The following is a 17456-nucleotide window of genomic DNA, read 5'->3' as shown; positions in this document are numbered from 1 at the left end:
TCCTCCCTTATTATTTCACATCAAACGTCATCGAATACGCCATGTATCCAGTATGCTCATCCACTTGTTCACTCTTCACTGAAAACCCCTGCTTTAAGTAGAATTGGTAACTGGCTTCGTTTTGTTTATAGACAGATAAGCTTAGTGCATTTCGTTGCTGTTTAGCGTGCGTCATTAATTGTTGCCCAATGCCATTGCCTTGATGTTCTGGAGAAACAAAAATAGCAGCAAGATGATTTTCATATAAAGAATAAAAACCGATGACGGCGTTATCTTTTTCACAAACATACGTTTCTGATGCTGGGATATAGATATTACGCATGTTTTCACATTGTGATTGCCAAAACTCTTCAGCCACAAAATCGTGCGCTTTAATTGATGCGTTAAGCCAAATGCTGAGCACTTGATTGATGTCTGTTGCATTGTATTTTCTGATCATAGTATTAATAAATTCCTATTTCGTATGTTGAAAAGAGTATGAATGAACAATGATGATTAGCATTGAATATTTACGACAGAATGCGTTATTTGAATAAATTAGCGCGTTTTTTTGTTTACTTATTGTAGAGGAATGAATTAAGTGACAAGTAAGGTAGGGTTTGGCAATGATTATTTATAGAGTGAAAAATACGGCATGAATAGTATTCAGTATAATGATTTTTTTGATTGAAAATAGTAACTAAAGTAAATTAAATGTTGTTTATTTGTGTGTTTAATTTATTTATATAATTATTAATGATGTGTGATCTGCAGCTATTTATTGAATGTATAACCTGATTATTATCCTCTCGATTTTTGGAGTTTAAACTGCTGACGGTATAACGCAGCAATTTAGAAATTAAGTATATAAAAGCTATCATCAGGGAGATTGATGTGTTTTTAATCGAATTTATAATCGTATTAGTATGTATTTTAATTGGTGCTCGTATTGGCGGCATCGGCTTAGGTGTTATGGGAGGTATTGGCTTAGCCATACTGAGTTTTGTTTTTGGATTACAACCTACCAGTCCACCGATCGACGTTATGTTAATGATCATGGCGGTTGTTGCAGCTGCTGCAGCCATGCAAGCGGCGGGCGGTCTTGAATATTTAATTAAGATTGCATCACGTATTTTGCGTAAAAATCCACGTCACATTACCTTTATTGCTCCTTTAGTGACGTACATGTTTACTTTCTTAGCGGGTACAGGGCACGTTGCTTATTCTGTATTGCCTGTTATTTCAGAAGTGAGTCGTCGTAGTGGCATTCGTCCTGAACGCCCATTAGGTATGGCGGTTATCGCATCACAATTTGCTATTGTAGCAAGTCCGATCGCGGCAGCGGTTGTTGCTTTGGTTGCTTTTTTAGAGCCGCAGGGAATTACTCTTGCTGATGTACTAATGATTACGATCCCTGGAACTTTCTGTGGTTTAGCACTGGCTTGCGTCATCGTAAACAAGCTAGGTAAGGATCTAAAAGACGATCCTGAATATCAGCGTCGTATGCAAGATCCTGTCTTTCGTAAGGAAATGGAAGCAGAAGTTAAAGTTGAAGAGATTGAGATTAAACCGGGCGCTAAAAAAGCCGTGGGTTTATTCTTATTTGGCGCAATTGTGGTTGTTATTATGGGCGCGTTCCCATCATTACGTCCTAACTTTAATGGCTCACCTATGGGAATGGCACATACGATTGAGATCGTCATGTTAGCCATGGCAGCGTTGATTATTTTACTTTGTAAGCCTGATGGTAATGAAATAACCCAAGGTTCTGTATTCCATGCGGGTATGCGTGCAATTGTGGCTATCTTTGGTATTGCATGGTTAGGTGATACGTTTATTGCGGGTCATGACATCATGGTAAAAGAAGCGGTTTCAGGGTTAGTTGAAGTAGCGCCATGGACATTTGCTTTTGCATTATTTGGCTTATCAGTAATGGTAAACAGCCAAGGGGCAACCACTGCGGTACTTGTGCCTGTTGCGATTACTTTGGGTCTTCCACCTGAAGTGATTATAGCTACTTTTGTTGCTGTAAATGGTTACTTCTTTATTCCTAACTACGGTCCAATTATCGCTTCTATTGATTTTGACCGAACAGGAACAACCAAGATTGGTAAGTATATCTTTAACCACAGTTTCATGATCCCTGGTTTATTGAGTATGGTTTTTAGTATCATATTTGGTTTTGTTTTTGCAAGTATGGTTCTATAGTCATTAATAATAGCCATTAAACTGTACGTCGTACTTATTTGTTGTTATTATGCACGGGAATGAAGTATTAATGGTTTCCATTACTAACTTCGTCTTTGGCTAGCAATAAAAATAAGAATATAAAACTCGGACTTATAAAAGTGATGGGTATAAAAAAGGCAATAGCATCGAGCTATTGCCTTTTTGTCTTTAATTCGCAATAAATCCGAAAACAAACTGTCACATAACCATTCTATGATCGCCAAATCAAATTGATCATGGAGGATATATGAATCGTAATACTCTCACTTTAACCACATTAGCGGTGGTCACTTCAGCATTGTTAGGTTGTAGCCAGCAATCAAATATACCAACATCAGAAAATACATTTTCAGCAATAGACACTTTTGGTATTCAATGTAAATCACAAGAAGAGCCAAAGCGCGGCAGTTCAGGCATTCGTGGACTGACGTTCGTTGGTTCATCCATCGCTGATGCCCCCTTTGTTACCTCTGCTGCAGAGATCGTCAGTTACGACTCGTGTACTGATAAGTTGTATGTTGTAAACGCTCAAGCCAAAAAAATTGATGTATTAACTCTTGATGCTAATAGCCAACCAAAGGCGGCAGGGTATATTGATCTTCAATCAGCAGCGAAGCGTTCTGGTATTGAGATTGGTGCAGCAAACAGTGTCTCTGCTCATAATGGGTTAGTTGCTGTTGCGGTTGAAAACAAAGATAAACAGAAGAATGGCATTATTGCTTTGTTCCGATCGGATTCTCTTGAACTACTCACGACATACCCCGCAGGTGCTTTGCCTGATATGGTGAGTTTTTCTAAAGACGGTCGTTATATTGCAGCAGCGAATGAAGGGGAGCCGAATGCCGATTATTCAATTGATCCAGAAGGCAGCGTAACGTTAATCGATATTGCTAATGGCCCATTAAATGCGTCAGTTATTCAACTTGATTTTAATGCGTTTGACAAGGGGGGCTCACGTCATTCAGAGTTAACAGATAAAGTTCGTATTTCTGCACCGACGGCAAGCGTTTCCCAAGATCTCGAACCTGAATACCTCACTTTTGCCGATAACGGTAAGTTGTATGTCGCATTACAAGAGAACAATGCATTAGCCGCGATTGATGTAGAAAGTGCATCGATTGATGGTATTTTTGGTTTGGGTGGAAAATCATGGGAAAACGCTCAATTAGACGCTTCAAATAAAGATAAAACACTAGGGAATTTCCAAAATTACCCAATGCTTGAAGGGTTGTATATGCCAGACAGTATAACCAGTTACAGCGTAAATGGCGCTGCCTATATAGTCACTGCGAATGAAGGTGACGGCAGAGAATATGGGTTCCAAACCACCCAACAACGTTGTGATGAAGAATCGTATTCATGGGATGGTGAGGACTACAAGGGCACGACAGATTATGCAACCAAACAAGATTTTTGCCTTGTTTATGGTGATGAAGTTCGTGGTAAAAAGCTGGATGTTGATAAAAATCATCCGCTAGCTACGGCATTAAAAGATAAAAACCAGTTAGCTCGTTTAAAAGTGGTTAAGCCACAAGGTACATTAGCCGCTGATGAAAAAGTACAAGCATTTGGTAGCCGTTCGTTCTCTATATGGGATGAATTTGGTGAACTTGTTTTTGATAGCGGCGATGAGTTTGCTCGTATCGTGTTTGAGAAGAATAAAGAAAACTTCAATAGTACTAATGATAATAACAGCAGTGCTGATGACCGCAGTGATGACAAAGGTGCCGAGCCAGAAGCGATTGAGGTAGCAAGTATTAATGGTCGTCAATATGCGTTTATTGGCCTAGAGCGTCAAGGCGGCGTGATGGTATACGACGTAACAGAGCCGAAAGAATCTCGCTTTATTACGTATGTGAATAATCGTAATTTTGATGAACCAGTGTGTACCCAAGTTGATACCGAGGGCGAATGTAAAAATGGGATCTACAATCCGAAAGCAGGGGATTTAGGGCCTGAATCCATTAAGTACTTTACTCGTTTAGGTGATCATTTTATCGCTGTGGGTAATGAAGTCAGTGGGACGACTTCTGTGTACCGTATCGATATGTAATTTCCCCCCATAATAAAAGTAAGACAGAGAGAAAGGCAATCAGCGTGTGTTGGTTGCCTTTTTTGTTTTTACAAAATTAGACAGACACAATAAATTAACACTAAGTTCACATTTGCAATGTAACTTATTGGACTTTCATTTCACCGCGGGTAATGTGAGCTTGCTGATAAATGAATCTATTATAAACATTTTGTGCAGAGTTTTTATCTGAATAAATATTAATAATCAAGGAGATGATTGTGTTTAAACGTAACTTACTATTGGCTTTATTATTTATATTGCCATCAGCGGTGAACGCTGAGAACTATTCAATTGGTACGGGTGGACAGAGTGGGATCTATTATCCGTTTGGTGGTGCGTTAGCAAAAGTGTGGTCAGAACATGTACCCGATGTGAATGCGAAAGCGGAAGTGACTGCCGCTTCAGTAGAGAACACAATCAAAGTGGTACGTGGCGATATGATCGCAGGTATCGCAATGGGAAATGTCGTGCTTGATGCCTACAATGGCGAAGGTAAATTTCCGAAAAAAATGCCAGTCAACACCCTTTTTGCACTGTATCCAAATTTGGTGCACACCTTAACTCTTGAAAAGTCAGGCATTACGTCATTATCACAACTAAAAGGCAAACGAGTGTCTTTAGGGGCTCCTGCCAGTGGTACGGCTGTGACGTCTGCTGCGTTGCTTGAATCTTTAGGTATTGATGTGAAAAAAGACATTGATGCCGTGTATTTAAATTATTCTGAAACGACTAATGCGCTTGCGAATGGTCAAATTGATGCAGGCTTTATTGTGGGCGGTCAAGGCGTAGGGGCGGTAACTCAAATTGCGCTAACGCATAAAATTAAAGTGCTTTCAATTACACCAGAAGAAAGTGCAATGTTCATGAAAAAATACCCTGCATACAGCACGTACGATATGCCTGCTGGTGTATACAACAATGTAGGTGAAGTATCGACATTAAGCGTATGGAACGTATTGGTTGTAAACGCAAAAATGAGTGATGACATGGCCTATAACTTAACGAAAGCCGCGTATGAAAATATCGGTGATGTTCGTAAAGTGGTGAAAATGGCTGAGATGACAACACCTGAAAATGCAGATCGCTTACAAGGTGTCCCTCTTCATCCTGGTGCTCAAAAATATCTTGATTCAATCATGAAATAATAAGCGCCAAATACACGCAAAACGAAAGGGTAAGTGTCTCGCTTGCCTTTTCTTCTTTTCTGACTTTATCCAAAGGCATTAATATGGATATTATGACCGATAAAAATCAACCTGATATAGAGCATTTACCTCATGAAAAAACAGTAAATGTATTTGGGTATCTCATTTTAGGTATTGCTGTTGCGCTCTCAATGTTTCAAATTTGGCAGGGCATTAGCTCAACCATTTCTGCGACGTATTTTCGCCCTATACATCTTTGTTGGGTGCTTGTTCTTATTTTTTTGCACTACCCATTAATTAGTAACCGAAAAAGCCATTTATACCTTGTAGGACGAGTCATTGATCTCGCGCTATGTGGCTTGATTGTTTTTGCAGCTTATCGCATGTCGATATTTGATTATAACGACATCAACCATCTATTTTATGGACTACAACTGCCAGACATGATTGCAGGGTGTTCGTTAATTCTCTTATTAATGGAAGGATGTCGTCGAACGGTCGGCTGGGTGATGGTTCTTATCGCGGTATTATTTCTATCCTACAGCGCATTTGGTGATTTATTACCGAGTGGCTTTGCAATCAAGTCATACTCTCTACAAGAACTCATTCAATTTCAAATATTTTCGGCTAACGGCATTTTTGGCTCCGCCTTAGGCATTGCAGCAACAACGGTCTTTATCTTTGTGTTATTCGGGGCATTTTTAGAAGTCACAGGCGCAGGTAAATTCTTTATTGATTTGGCATTCTCTATTGCGGGTAAATATCGTGGTGGTCCAGCAAAAGCGGCAGTATTGGCCTCGGCAGGGCTCGGCTCTATTTCAGGTTCAGCAATAGCAAATACAGTAACCACAGGCTCAATCACCATTCCTATGATGAAAAAGTTGGGTTATAAACCAGAGCAAGCCGCAGGGATTGAAGCCGCGGCCTCAACGGGCGGGCAAATTATGCCACCAATCATGGGGGCAGGTGCGTTTGTAATGGCACAGTTTACAGGCGTACCTTACAGCGAAATCATGTTGGCCTCTATCGCACCTGCGATTTTGTATTTCTTCTGTACCTTGTTATACGTGCATTTAATGGCGTGTAAGCTTGATCTTAAAGCCGTAAGTCGAACAGAAGCCGTAATGAGCGTGATGAAAGATGGCGCGCACCATTTAATTCCATTAGCACTGATCACAACATTACTTATGATGGCTTACTCTCCATTACTGGTCGGTGTGGCTGGTTGTGCCGCTATTCTAGTGACTGCGGCATTGCGTAAGCACAGCCGAATTGGCTTGAAAAAATTCATTGAAGGCATGAAAAACGGTGCCTTAATGGCATTACCTATTTCCGCTGCGTGTGGTGCTGCCGGTATTATAGTTGGGGTCGTTGGACAAACTGGGATTGGTTTGCAATTCACTCAATTTGTGATGGATTTCTCTGGCGGTTACATGCTAATAGCTTTAGGGTTAATAAGCCTTGTTGCTTTAGTGTTAGGCATGGGATTACCCGTGACTGCGGCCTATATTGTATTAGCGGTAATGGCGGTGCCAATGTTAAGTGATTTTGGTTTACCATTATTAACAGCACATCTTATTGTGTTTTGGTTATCGCAAACCTCAAATGTGACTCCTCCGATTGCTTTAGCTGCCTTTGCCGGTGCCGGTGTTGCGAATGCTAATCCAATGAAGTCTTCTGTTGAGGCGTTTAAATTGGCTGGTGGGTTATTCATTATTCCAATCATGATGGCGTATACCAATTTAGTTAATTCTGATGCCAGTGCGATGGATCTTGGTTTTTCTATCGTACAAACTCTGACGATCATTATTGCGATTGCTATCTTTATTGAAGGGTATTTATTACGTCCACTAACCGCAGTTGAAAGGTTATTGGCCTTTTTTACCATCCCGTTAGTTATGCTTAATCCTTTTGGTGTCGGTTTTCTCGGCATTATTATTATGCTGGGTTTGATTGTGATTCAATGGAAAGGCAGAGGGCGGGTGAGCCAGAGTTAGTCTTTTATCATTAAAAAACGTATCTTAATTAGAATCCTCTTTGGTTATCAGAATCAAAGGGGATTTTTGTATCTATTGCTGAATATTGAGATCTATAAGTCGAATAATCACCATTCAACTGCTACCTTTTAATAAGAGAATCAATTCAGTAGGGCGTTTTTGAGGATACATGGGAGAGTGGTATGTTTGATGAGAAAAGGGGTTTCCGTCATTGTGTTATTTCAATGGTTATTTTCGTGGCGGCGATGATTGGAGGAATAGAAAAAAGCCAAGCGAATACCGAGCTTAAAGTAGGGACATATCATTGCCCACCGTTTATCTTTCACGACAAAGGTCAAGAGTTTGAAGGTCTAAGCATGACGTTGTGGGAACGTATTGCTGAGATCATGGGCGCGACTTATACCTTACAGAACTACGAACTTGATGATTTGCTGTTAGCCTCAGAAAAAGGCGACATTGACGTTGGGATATCGTGTATCTCTATCACGCCTGATCGTGAGGCACGGGTCGATTTTTCTCATTCTTTCTACGAAACGCATCTGGCTATTGCGGTGAAAAGCCGTAGCTATTTCGATACGTTTATTAGCATTGTCACTAACCCGACCTTATGGAAAGCGATAGGTATTTTTTTCACTGTGGCGATTAGTGTCGGTGGGTTCTTTTATTTGTTAGAACGAAAAAATAATGACAAATTATATTCAATGCCAACCAAGAAAGGTCGCTTGGCGGAAGCGTTGATCTTAGGGGTTTTATTCATCACAAAAGGGCCGTTTAATTACTTTGAATTTAAAACCTTATCAGCACGAGTGATGACGGTATTGATCGCCATGTTCTCCACAGTATTTATTGCCAGTATCACCGCTATTTTGACCAGTTCACTCACATTAGAACAATTAAGATTTGATGTGAAAAACGTGAATGATTTATCTAAGCTCAGAACAGGAACAAAGCAAGCCACAACGGCATCACTATTGTTGGCTGATCACAGTATTGCTCATGAAAATTATCAAACCATGGATGAGTTATTATTGGCATTAGAGAATGATCAGGTTGATGCTATTGTGGCGGATGATGCGGTATTACGGTACATGATAAAACAAGGTAAAAATAAGCAATTATTTAACGAGTTAGTCGTACTTCCTTATCAGTTAGAAAAACAAAATTATGGCCTAGTGTTGATTGAAAACAGTGAATACGAAGAAGAAATCAACCGGGCTTTATTACAAATTCGTGAAACCACAGAGTGGCATCAGATCTTGTTAGAATATTTTACAGAAAAGTGATTCATATTCGTGATGCTTATATTTCAAACATCGTAACAGAACGCTGATAAAGCCATGCGTGTGCTTGCCCAGCGTTTTTGTTTTTCCTCACGACACGATCGATGTGCAATAACCAATTTTTCTCTTCTGAATCAACATTGACTATTTTTAAAGAGATATTATTCTGAATTATGTGGTTTGGAATAAAGCCCCAGTAATGGTCTAACTGTAATAATGATTGTAACGAGCTTAAATTATTGGTGGTGGTGACGGATGATGAGAAGTGCGTATTCCAAGGGCTATGCATATTAGTAAAGAGTATTTGACGAAACGATTTCAACTCTTGTAATTGAATCGATTTTTGAGAATGTAAAGGATGGTTATGTGCCGCTGCAATAGTAACAGGTAAATAACCGACTAAGCCTAACTCAACGTCTTTTGGAAGAATATCTCCGGACAACATGAACCCAATTGATGCTTTTCCTTTTGACACTTGTTCGCTTATCTCTTGGTTTTCAACGGTATTAATGTGTAATTCTGTGTGTGGAAAACGCTGATAAAACTCATTAATTACTTTATAAAAGGCTGGCGTTAATAATAGCTCATTAATCGCGATGGTTAAGGTATCTTCTACGCCTGCGCTGAAAGAATGAATCATCGTTTCAATGTCTTTCGCTTGCGAGAGTAAATTAAGAGATTGAAGATATAAACGCTTACCGTGTGGCGTTAATGTGGGTATACGAGTGGAACGATCAAAGATCTCAATTCCTGCATCTATTTCTAGGTTTGCGATAGCTGTACTGACGGCTGATTGTGCTTTTCCCAATTTTCGAGCAGCCGCAGAGAATGAACCGCATTCGACACAAAGTACAAGAGTTTCAAGTTGCTGGAGATTAAACATACTCAACCATCTATTATTCAGATAATAACCAACTAGAGTGTATCAAAAGTTCACATGATAATGCATGAACTTAATGAGAAGTTTATAGGTATTATTATGACAAATTCAGCAGCTAAATCAGCAAGTACGATTCAAAAGGAAATGGAAGAATTAAAAGCTCGTTTAAATCAAAGTCGCCAAACCATCATGCAAGGATCGATGAATAAATCTGAATCGACGGAGCTTTTATCACTCATGATTAAAAGTACGGCAACATTTGAAAAGAATTAGAATGTGTTTAAAAGCCCCTCTAATTTAAGTCTAATCATTTTAAATGCAGTATTTTTGCTATCATTTATTTTAACTACTCGAGTAAGTGTTATTATCCGCCGCCCGTATTCCCTTTGAAATAAAGGACAAGAGAGATGCATGATCGTGCCAGCCAAATGGTGATATTTTACGCCCTAGCCAAAGCGGGTAGCTTTACTGCTGCCGCAAAACAAATGGGCGTATCTACCTCTCATGTGAGTAAACAGCTGGGAATATTAGAAGCAGAACTTAACGTTAAGTTAGTACAGCGCACGACACGCTCGTTAACACTGACTGATGCAGGGCAACAGTTCTATTTGTATTGTGAAAAGATGTACAGTGCGATGACCGAAGCCAGTGCCATTATGGATAATGAACGTGATGATGTCGCGGGCATCTTGCGTTTAGGGTTATCACAGTCTTTTGGTACTATGCACATTATCCCTGCGATAGATAAATTACGTCATCAATATCCAGATCTTCAGGTTGAAGTTCGTTTGTTCGATCATCGTGCAGACATGCTTAAAGAGGGCTTGGATTTGTGGGTGACTAATTTTGAAGACTTACCAGAAGGTTACGTTGCGCAGCGATTAGCGGATTCGCATTTTGTACTGGCAGCTTCACCTGATTATTTGATCGATAAAGCCGTCCCTCATCACCCTGAAGATTTAACAGAGCATAATTGTTTAACGTATCAAAGTCGTTATCGTGATTACAGCAATTGGGATTTCAGCAAAGGCAATGAAACACTGTGTGTCAAAGTCTCTGGAAATTACCGTGTCGATTTAGCTGAAGCGGTGAGAGATGCCGCTATTTCAGGGTGGGGCGTGGCGTATTTAGCCAGTTACTTACTGACCAATGAGTTTAATGATGGCAAATTGATTCAGCTATTACCTGATTGGAAAGCGAGTCAAAAAATGCCAATTTATGCGGTTTATCCAAGCCGTAAGCACCTGCCAAGAAAGATAAGTGCCGTGATTGATTTCTTACGTGAGCACATTGGTCAACAGCCATATTGGGACAAAGCGTTAATGAAACGGGTTAAGTTATAATCAAAGTATGACGCGTTCAATATTGTCATTGATTAAATTAAATACAGTGCAATGATGCCTTTTTAATCAATGACTTAAATCTATTATCAGCCTTGAAATAAATATCTTTTCCATATGGCAACAATACCCGTTATATATTCCCTTCTTATTTTATAAATCAACGAGTTAATAAAATCACACAAAGCGTGATCTAAGTCTCATTAACAGAGCGTTAGCAAACCCGACTTGCACGCAAACCTTTGCGCATTAGAATGCAGGCTCATTTTCGATAGCACAGGTTTCTATCATGACATCTTTTCTTGGTATTTTTGCCATTTTACTATTTGCTTACCTATGTTCGACTGATCGCCGTAATATCCCTTTGAGAACCGTTTCTTTGGCGTTTGGTCTACAAATTTTATTTGCTCTGTTGGTACTTTACGTTCCAGCAGGTAAAGAAGTTTTAAACTCAGTAACCGCAGGCGTTTCGGGCGTTATTGAATATGGACAAGAGGGCATTGCCTTTTTGTTTGGTGGTTTAGCTACGGGTAAAGTCGGCTTTGTATTTGCCGTTAATGTTCTTGGTATTATCATCTTCTTCTCTGCCCTTATTTCTGCGCTTTACCATCTTGGTATCATGCCTAAAGTAATCAACTTTATTGGGGGTGGCTTACAACGCTTATTGGGTACAGGACGTGCAGAATCACTTGCTGCGACTGCTAACATCTTTGTAAGTATGGTTGAGGCACCACTTGTCGTTAAACCTTACTTGAAGCACATGAGTGATTCTCAGTTCTTCGCTGTAATGACCTGTGGTTTGGCGTCAGTGGCAGGCGGTACAATGGTTGGCTATGCATCACTTGGTGTTGATCTTAACTTCCTTATCTCTGCGGCATTCATGTCGGCACCTGCCGGTTTATTGATGGCAAAAATGATGGTGCCACCGGGTGACGAAGAGAATAATGACGATGAAATTACATCGGTAGAAATCGATCACGCAACCAATGTATTTGAAGCGTTGGCTGATGGTGCAATGTCTGGTTTACGTATTGCAGTCGCTGTTGGTACAACGTTATTAGCGTTCGTGAGTGTGATTGCATTGCTAAATGGCTTATTAGGTCACGTGGGCGATTTATTCGGGTTTAATCTGAGCTTTGAATTGATCCTTGGCTATGTATTTGCTCCTGTGGCTTTCTTACTTGGTGTGCCGTGGAACGAAGCGATCCTTGCGGGTTCATTAATTGGTAATAAGATCGTCGTGAATGAATTTGTTGCCTTCATCCAATTGATGGAAGTGAAAGATCAATTAAGTGATCATTCAGTGGCTATCGTGACTTTTGCCTTGTGCGGTTTTGCAAACATTTCAACCATGGCTATTTTGATTGGTGGTTTGGGAAGTCTAGTGCCAGAGCGTCGTTCGTTCATTGCTAAAATGGGTTTCCGAGCAATCACTGCGGGTGTATTAGCGAACTTAATGAGTGCCGCGATTGCAGGTGTGATTCTTTCTTTATAGAAACACGCAGCAGCACATAGAATAGAACAGAGGCGCTCAATTGAGTGCCTCTTTTTTTAGCTCGTCTTGGCGTTATTAAGAGGTAGGGTAGAGACTTTAGAAATACAATCCAACACCAACAAGGAAACCTTGAGACGCGGTGTTATAAGTGAATGTGCCTTCATTATCATAATCAACCCAAGTGGATTTATACGCCATGTTTAAATCTGACCATTCGTTCATTTCATATCGCACCCCAGTTAATACGGAACTTGTGAAGCTGGTATCGCCACTTAACCCAGCATCAATACTGGCGTGAAATTGCCATTGTTCGGTAATGTCGGTTATCCAACGAGCACCGATTAAGTAATCCACCCAATCCTCATTTATGCTTTTACTCGTGCCAAGTTTTCCACCGCTGGTATATAACTTGGCATCAATGTCGTTATCCCACCAACGTACACCAAACATATAATCAATAGAGCCAAAATCGTATTGATAACGTTTAAATCCTTTGGCTTCTAGTACCCCTTGTCGTATTTCAGCCTTGCCTTTAAGTAATTCTCGATTTTTGTTAAGCACAGAATCGGTACTCGCGCTTAAGTTCATGTAACTGTAATCAATGTAATAACCCCATTGGTTATTATAAATTCCTTCAAGTCTAAGCATCGCCCCCATATCGATATGATCCATGATGAATTTAGGATCAACATCAACGTCTGTTGAAAGGTTACCAATCGTACTGTCGCCTCGAATATTGAGTGCAAGCGCATAGATCTCGACACTGTGTTCCCATCCGGATTTTTCTGTATTCATTTCCTCTGCAATAGCAGAAGTACCAACAAAAGAGAGAGCAAGTAAACTGGTAGAAAGTGCATGAATTCTGGTCATTTTCACATCCTTGTTTTTAGGCTATTTTTTGTTCTTCATATAAAGCCTAGTGTATAAAAAAGTGAAATCCAGACTGAGATAGAAAAATAATGAGTCATAACGATTAACAATACGCTGACAAATAAACGCTAGACCGACTGGTTTGTATTATGTATTCTGTAGTCAATCCAATAACGAGGTGACTTATGAATAACGAAACGATGATTGAAGGTATGGAACATTCATTGACAACAATGAAGGCGGCATTTTCTCAGAGCCCAATGCCTTCGCTTGAACAACGAATCGAAAAACTAACTAAGCTAAGAGTGGCTTTGATCGATCATTGCGACCAGATTTGTGAGTCAATGAATCGTGATTATGGTCAGCGCAGTGAGCAAGATACGTTGATTGCAGATTTACTGCCTTGTATTGGAAATATTGATCACACCATCAGTCATTTGGTTGAATGGATGGCGCCTTCAGTCAGAAACGCAGGGCCATTATTGTCGTCTTCAAGTGTGGAAGTGATCTATCAACCAATGGGTGTTGTTGGCATTGTGACTCCGTGGAACTTTCCTATCATGTTATCGGTTGGCCCATTAATCTCAGCCATTGCAGCCGGTAACCGAGCAATGATAAAGATGAGTGAGTTCACGCCAAATACCAACCACGTACTTTCAACACTATTAAGCACCGTGTTTGAGAAAGACGAAGTGAACGTGATTGAAGGTGAAGCGGGTATCTCTGCACACTTTACGGGATTAGCGTTTGATCATTTATTGTTTACTGGCTCTACCCAAGTTGGACGTTTAGTGATGAAAGCAGCATCAGATAACTTAACTCCTGTGACTTTAGAGTTAGGAGGTAAATCACCAGTGATTATTGCGGACGATGTTTCTATGGAATTAGCCGTAGAGCGCATAATTTATGGAAAAAGTTTGAATAACGGTCAAGTGTGCGTTGCACCAGATTACGTATTACTGCCTGAAGATAAAAAAGAAGCCTTCATTACTGAATACAAAAAACAGTATCAAACCTTATTTGCTCGTGGTGTACATTCGGAAAATTTAACCTCAATTGCTAATCAACGTCAGTTTGAGCGCATTAATGGGCTATTGAATGAAGAAATTACGGCGAACACACGAATCGAAGCGTGTCACAGTGACAGCATTGACGAGCCTCAACATCGCTTAGTGACTCACTTAGTAATTAATCCAAGTTTAGAATCAACAATTATGAAGGAAGAGATCTTCGGGCCATTACTGCCTATTTTGACTTACCAACATATAGATGATGCGATTAATATTATTTTAAATAAGCCACGTCCGTTGGCGTTGTACTTGATGTCATTTGATGAAGCGTTACAGAATCGAATTAAAACCACGGTTCACTCTGGTGGTATGTGTATTAATGATTGTGTATTCCATTTAGCGGTCGATGACGCGCCTTTTGGTGGGATAGGGGAGTCAGGTAAAGGTAATTATCATGGACACGAAGGGTTCGTTACTTTTTCACACGCAAAAACAGTGATGACAAGCGGTGATGATCACCAAATAAAACATCTGTTTTCAGTTGAAAATAACGATTTTAAAGCCGCTGTAATGAGTATTATTGGAAAGTAATTCCTATACTAAGTTTATAACCACTTTTTGAGAGTTGAATTATGTTAGAACGTTTTTTTGAAAAAACCATGAAAGCCTATTTATTGGGGACAGGATTTTTAACCGCAACTGCATTCATGACGTTTTTAGCGCCAGAATGGAGCATGCAAAACCTCTTTTTTTACAACGAAGCGATGATGGAGAATAAAGAATATCTCCAAGCTACTTACCAGCACTGGGGTGTGATGGTTGGCTGTATTGGTGTGTTGCTGATGTTCTCTGCTAAATACAAACAATTACGTACTTCAACCATGATTTACAGTGCGTTTGAGAAATCAATGTTTGTTGGATTATTCTTATATAACGTATGTGTTAATGAATACAGCTGGTTCTATGGATGGAGTGGGGTATTTGCATTAGATGGCTTTGTTACTGTCTATTCACTGGTTTATCTATATTATTATTTAACGCGTGATAAATCAAAAACGCCAGCACACTTGCGTTAATTTAAATAAGCCATAATCACCAGATTTTATTATGTAACGTCTGATTTAAAAGCCTAGAAGGAGAAATCTTTCTAGGCTTTTTTTGTTGTGTTTTATTTGTTCGTTTTATAACCACTTGATTGTTCGTTATAAATTTGACTTGTGCCGACTGGAGGATCTTTATTGACATAAACATGACAAATAACGACTAGACCAACCGGTTTGTATTGGCTATTGTTTGTTCATCAAAACAAATGAGGAAGACCAAAATGACAAACACTAATTTTAGTTTCAATCTTAAAACCATCATTCATGCACATGAAAATGGCATTACAGATATCCCCGCTCTTTTTAACCGTTTAGGTGCAAAGCGAGTGGTTCTATTTACGGATAAAGGGCTTGAGTCTTTAGGGTTTGTTGAAAAGTTTACTGAGGTATTTTCAGCCCAAACTGAGGTAGATATTGCGGGTGTGTATTGGGATATAGAACCAGACGCCACTTGCGATAACATCAATGCTGCCATTGAGTTCACTCGTTCAGTTAAAGCCGATGCGATTCTTTCTATTGGTGGTGGCAGCGTGATTGACGCATCAAAAGGCGTAAAATACGCACTGCATAAAAACATTGCGGACATTCGTGAGGTTATTGCTGGCGGTGGCCATATGGAAATTTGGCCTAACAATGAAGACATTACCATCCCTCACATCGCGGTTCCTACCACCGCAGGCACAGGCGCTGAAGCCTCACCTATCGCTGTCTTTTTTAATGAACATGAAAATATTAAAGCAAGCTTAGTGGTTTCAGGTCTAGAGGCAGATATCGCTATTTTAGACCCAGTACTTACCGCTAAATTACCTGCGGCATTAACGCGCTCTACGGGGATGGATGCCTTAACACATGCGGTTGAAGCGATTGTGTCGCCAATGAGCAACGCATTTACTGACGCTTACAGCATTCAAGCGGCAACGTTGATTGTGGCGAATTTACCTAAAGTGATTGAGCAGCCTAACGACATGGCAGCCAGAGCCGAGCTACTGCAAGCCAGCACAATGGCTATCTCTGCTTTCTATTCATCGCTAGGGGGGATTCCTATTCATAACTGTGCTCATGCCTTTGGTGCCATTAGTCACATTCCTCACGGTGACGCAAATACCGTATTAATGCCACTGGTGATTGAAGCGCTGCCTGAGTTTTATCTGCCGAAAGCGAAGAAGCTAGCTGAAGCGTTTTCGTTAGAGACAACAGGCACTGATGAGATGGTATTTGAGCGTGTGGTTGCCTTCTTAAAGTCTTTTCAACAACGCATTGGCGCAATAACGAATTTTGCTCAATGGGCGATTACTGATCAAGTAAAAACAGATATATCAGACGCGATTAAGAAAGACATTTGTTTTCAGTTTTATCCAATGTCAGAAGAGAAAATTGATCGCATCATTACCGCTGCGGTGTAGGGGTATTTATTGATTTAGCGTGACAAGTTATCGAAGGAATTATAGCTAAGGATTGGCTCCATTTTTTGGAGAGTGTGTTATGAAAATTGAAAACGTATTGTTCTCGGGTCTGTTGATTGTTCTTCCTATGTTCTTTTTTGCTTAATCAAACAGGGGAATGTAATGAATATTAGAGCCTCTTTTACTGCTGCAAGTCTTGTCGCTTTATCGTTATTTATGTTTGAACTGAACGCGAGTGATTTCGATAAACAACAGCGTCCTAAAGTAGAAAGCGAAAGCCAGAATCAATTAGCAACAATGGCGTTAAGTGAAGCCTATTACGGTGACTCAGCGGCTCAAATTGAAATTGGACATCGCTACCTAACAGGGGATGGAGTAGAGAAAGATGAAAAGAAAGCAGCGCGATGGTTTGAGATTGCAGCATTGGATGGAGACCCTGAAGCACAAACTCAATTGGCTCTGTTATATGCAAGTGGAACAGGGGTAAATCAAAACTATTCTCAAGCGATAGTGTGGCTAGGAAAAGCAGCAAAACAAGATCACGATGACGCGCTTGATTTACTTCATTGGATGTCACAAGCCGCTCATTAACTTGCCATTTCATAACACAGCTCTACTCGTAATTAATGTTATTAAATAATTAAAGGTATA

General features: G+C 40.0%; 15 protein-coding genes. 12 read left to right on the top strand and 3 right to left on the bottom strand.

The window, feature by feature from the left end:
- Positions 1 to 10: 10 nt before the first annotated feature.
- On the bottom strand, positions 11 to 439 hold the full coding sequence (locus tag A6E04_RS07085; protein WP_065610679.1) for an N-acetyltransferase: 429 nt from the start codon (positions 437 to 439) through the stop codon (positions 11 to 13).
- A 434-nt stretch (positions 440 to 873) separates the two neighbouring features.
- Between A6E04_RS07085 and A6E04_RS07080 the strand changes: the two genes are divergently transcribed.
- From A6E04_RS07080 to A6E04_RS07060, 5 genes are all read left to right on the top strand, one after another.
- A complete protein-coding gene (locus tag A6E04_RS07080; RefSeq protein ID WP_017020569.1) occupies positions 874 to 2187 on the top strand; it encodes an anaerobic C4-dicarboxylate transporter family protein in 1314 nt (437 codons plus the stop codon).
- A gap of 268 nt (positions 2188 to 2455) precedes the next feature.
- Positions 2456 to 4261: a choice-of-anchor I family protein gene (locus tag A6E04_RS07075; protein ID WP_065610677.1), complete on the top strand. Its 1806-nt coding sequence runs from the start codon at positions 2456 to 2458 to the stop codon at positions 4259 to 4261.
- Between the two features lie 233 nt (positions 4262 to 4494).
- The gene (locus A6E04_RS07070; RefSeq protein WP_017020567.1) at positions 4495 to 5427 is read left to right on the top strand and encodes a TAXI family TRAP transporter solute-binding subunit; all 933 of its coding nucleotides are present in this window, start codon (positions 4495 to 4497) and stop codon (positions 5425 to 5427) included.
- An 83-nt stretch (positions 5428 to 5510) separates the two neighbouring features.
- Complete coding sequence (locus A6E04_RS07065; RefSeq protein WP_065610675.1) at positions 5511 to 7424, top strand: TRAP transporter permease; 1914 nt, start codon at positions 5511 to 5513, stop codon at positions 7422 to 7424.
- 182 nt (positions 7425 to 7606) lie between these two features.
- The gene (locus A6E04_RS07060; protein WP_017020565.1) at positions 7607 to 8707 is read left to right on the top strand and encodes a transporter substrate-binding domain-containing protein; all 1101 of its coding nucleotides are present in this window, start codon (positions 7607 to 7609) and stop codon (positions 8705 to 8707) included.
- A gap of 16 nt (positions 8708 to 8723) precedes the next feature.
- Here the strand turns inward: A6E04_RS07060 and A6E04_RS07055 are convergent, their stop codons facing one another.
- A complete protein-coding gene (locus A6E04_RS07055) occupies positions 8724 to 9587 on the bottom strand; it encodes a LysR family transcriptional regulator (protein ID WP_065610673.1) in 864 nt (287 codons plus the stop codon).
- 96 nt (positions 9588 to 9683) lie between these two features.
- On the opposite strand from A6E04_RS07055, the gene A6E04_RS21285 reads away from it, so the two are divergent.
- From A6E04_RS21285 to A6E04_RS07040, 3 genes are all read left to right on the top strand, one after another.
- Positions 9684 to 9857 (top strand): hypothetical protein, encoded by a 174-nt coding sequence (locus tag A6E04_RS21285; RefSeq protein WP_175286796.1) that lies wholly within the window; start codon positions 9684 to 9686, stop codon positions 9855 to 9857.
- 134 nt (positions 9858 to 9991) lie between these two features.
- A complete protein-coding gene (locus A6E04_RS07045) occupies positions 9992 to 10927 on the top strand; it encodes a LysR family transcriptional regulator (protein ID WP_017020562.1) in 936 nt (311 codons plus the stop codon).
- A 286-nt stretch (positions 10928 to 11213) separates the two neighbouring features.
- Positions 11214 to 12419, top strand: coding sequence for a NupC/NupG family nucleoside CNT transporter (locus A6E04_RS07040; protein WP_017020561.1), 1206 nt, complete (start codon positions 11214 to 11216; stop codon positions 12417 to 12419).
- 96 nt (positions 12420 to 12515) lie between these two features.
- On the opposite strand, the gene A6E04_RS07035 is transcribed toward A6E04_RS07040, so the two are convergent.
- Positions 12516 to 13289: a hypothetical protein gene (locus A6E04_RS07035; RefSeq protein ID WP_065610671.1), complete on the bottom strand. Its 774-nt coding sequence runs from the start codon at positions 13287 to 13289 to the stop codon at positions 12516 to 12518.
- A gap of 185 nt (positions 13290 to 13474) precedes the next feature.
- Here A6E04_RS07035 and A6E04_RS07030 point away from each other — a divergent pair, with 185 nt between their 5' ends.
- The 4 genes from A6E04_RS07030 (at position 13475) to A6E04_RS07015 (ending at position 17396) form a co-directional block, all read left to right on the top strand.
- Positions 13475 to 14890, top strand: a complete 1416-nt coding sequence (locus A6E04_RS07030; RefSeq protein ID WP_065610670.1) for a coniferyl aldehyde dehydrogenase — start codon at positions 13475 to 13477, stop codon at positions 14888 to 14890.
- Between the two features lie 41 nt (positions 14891 to 14931).
- Entirely contained in the window at positions 14932 to 15375 is a 444-nt protein-coding gene (locus tag A6E04_RS07025) for a hypothetical protein (protein WP_017020558.1), read from the top strand.
- A gap of 248 nt (positions 15376 to 15623) precedes the next feature.
- Positions 15624 to 16805: an iron-containing alcohol dehydrogenase gene (locus A6E04_RS07020; RefSeq protein ID WP_065610668.1), complete on the top strand. Its 1182-nt coding sequence runs from the start codon at positions 15624 to 15626 to the stop codon at positions 16803 to 16805.
- 162 nt (positions 16806 to 16967) lie between these two features.
- Complete coding sequence (locus tag A6E04_RS07015; protein WP_065610666.1) at positions 16968 to 17396, top strand: tetratricopeptide repeat protein; 429 nt, start codon at positions 16968 to 16970, stop codon at positions 17394 to 17396.
- Positions 17397 to 17456 lie beyond the last annotated feature (60 nt).

Origin of the sequence: Aliivibrio logei (assembly GCF_001691055.1) — a bacterium.
GTDB lineage: Bacteria > Pseudomonadota > Gammaproteobacteria > Enterobacterales > Vibrionaceae > Aliivibrio > Aliivibrio salmonicida.
This window is presented reverse-complemented; position numbering and strand designations above follow the sequence as displayed.

What these genes read in the sequence shown, in the direction of transcription:
- A6E04_RS07055 (WP_065610673.1), bottom strand. Translation starts at nt 9,587, where the DNA reads ATGTTTAATCTCCAGCAACTTGAAACTCTTGTACTTTGTGTCGAATGC.
- A6E04_RS07060 (WP_017020565.1), top strand. Translation starts at nt 7,607, where the DNA reads ATGTTTGATGAGAAAAGGGGTTTCCGTCATTGTGTTATTTCAATGGTT.
- A6E04_RS21285 (WP_175286796.1), top strand. Translation starts at nt 9,684, where the DNA reads ATGACAAATTCAGCAGCTAAATCAGCAAGTACGATTCAAAAGGAAATG.
- A6E04_RS07035 (WP_065610671.1), bottom strand. Translation starts at nt 13,289, where the DNA reads ATGACCAGAATTCATGCACTTTCTACCAGTTTACTTGCTCTCTCTTTT.
- A6E04_RS07075 (WP_065610677.1), top strand. Translation starts at nt 2,456, where the DNA reads ATGAATCGTAATACTCTCACTTTAACCACATTAGCGGTGGTCACTTCA.
- A6E04_RS07025 (WP_017020558.1), top strand. Translation starts at nt 14,932, where the DNA reads ATGTTAGAACGTTTTTTTGAAAAAACCATGAAAGCCTATTTATTGGGG.
- A6E04_RS07040 (WP_017020561.1), top strand. Translation starts at nt 11,214, where the DNA reads ATGACATCTTTTCTTGGTATTTTTGCCATTTTACTATTTGCTTACCTA.
- A6E04_RS07065 (WP_065610675.1), top strand. Translation starts at nt 5,511, where the DNA reads ATGGATATTATGACCGATAAAAATCAACCTGATATAGAGCATTTACCT.
- A6E04_RS07085 (WP_065610679.1), bottom strand. Translation starts at nt 439, where the DNA reads ATGATCAGAAAATACAATGCAACAGACATCAATCAAGTGCTCAGCATT.
- A6E04_RS07070 (WP_017020567.1), top strand. Translation starts at nt 4,495, where the DNA reads ATGATTGTGTTTAAACGTAACTTACTATTGGCTTTATTATTTATATTG.
- A6E04_RS07030 (WP_065610670.1), top strand. Translation starts at nt 13,475, where the DNA reads ATGAATAACGAAACGATGATTGAAGGTATGGAACATTCATTGACAACA.
- A6E04_RS07045 (WP_017020562.1), top strand. Translation starts at nt 9,992, where the DNA reads ATGCATGATCGTGCCAGCCAAATGGTGATATTTTACGCCCTAGCCAAA.
- A6E04_RS07015 (WP_065610666.1), top strand. Translation starts at nt 16,968, where the DNA reads ATGAATATTAGAGCCTCTTTTACTGCTGCAAGTCTTGTCGCTTTATCG.
- A6E04_RS07020 (WP_065610668.1), top strand. Translation starts at nt 15,624, where the DNA reads ATGACAAACACTAATTTTAGTTTCAATCTTAAAACCATCATTCATGCA.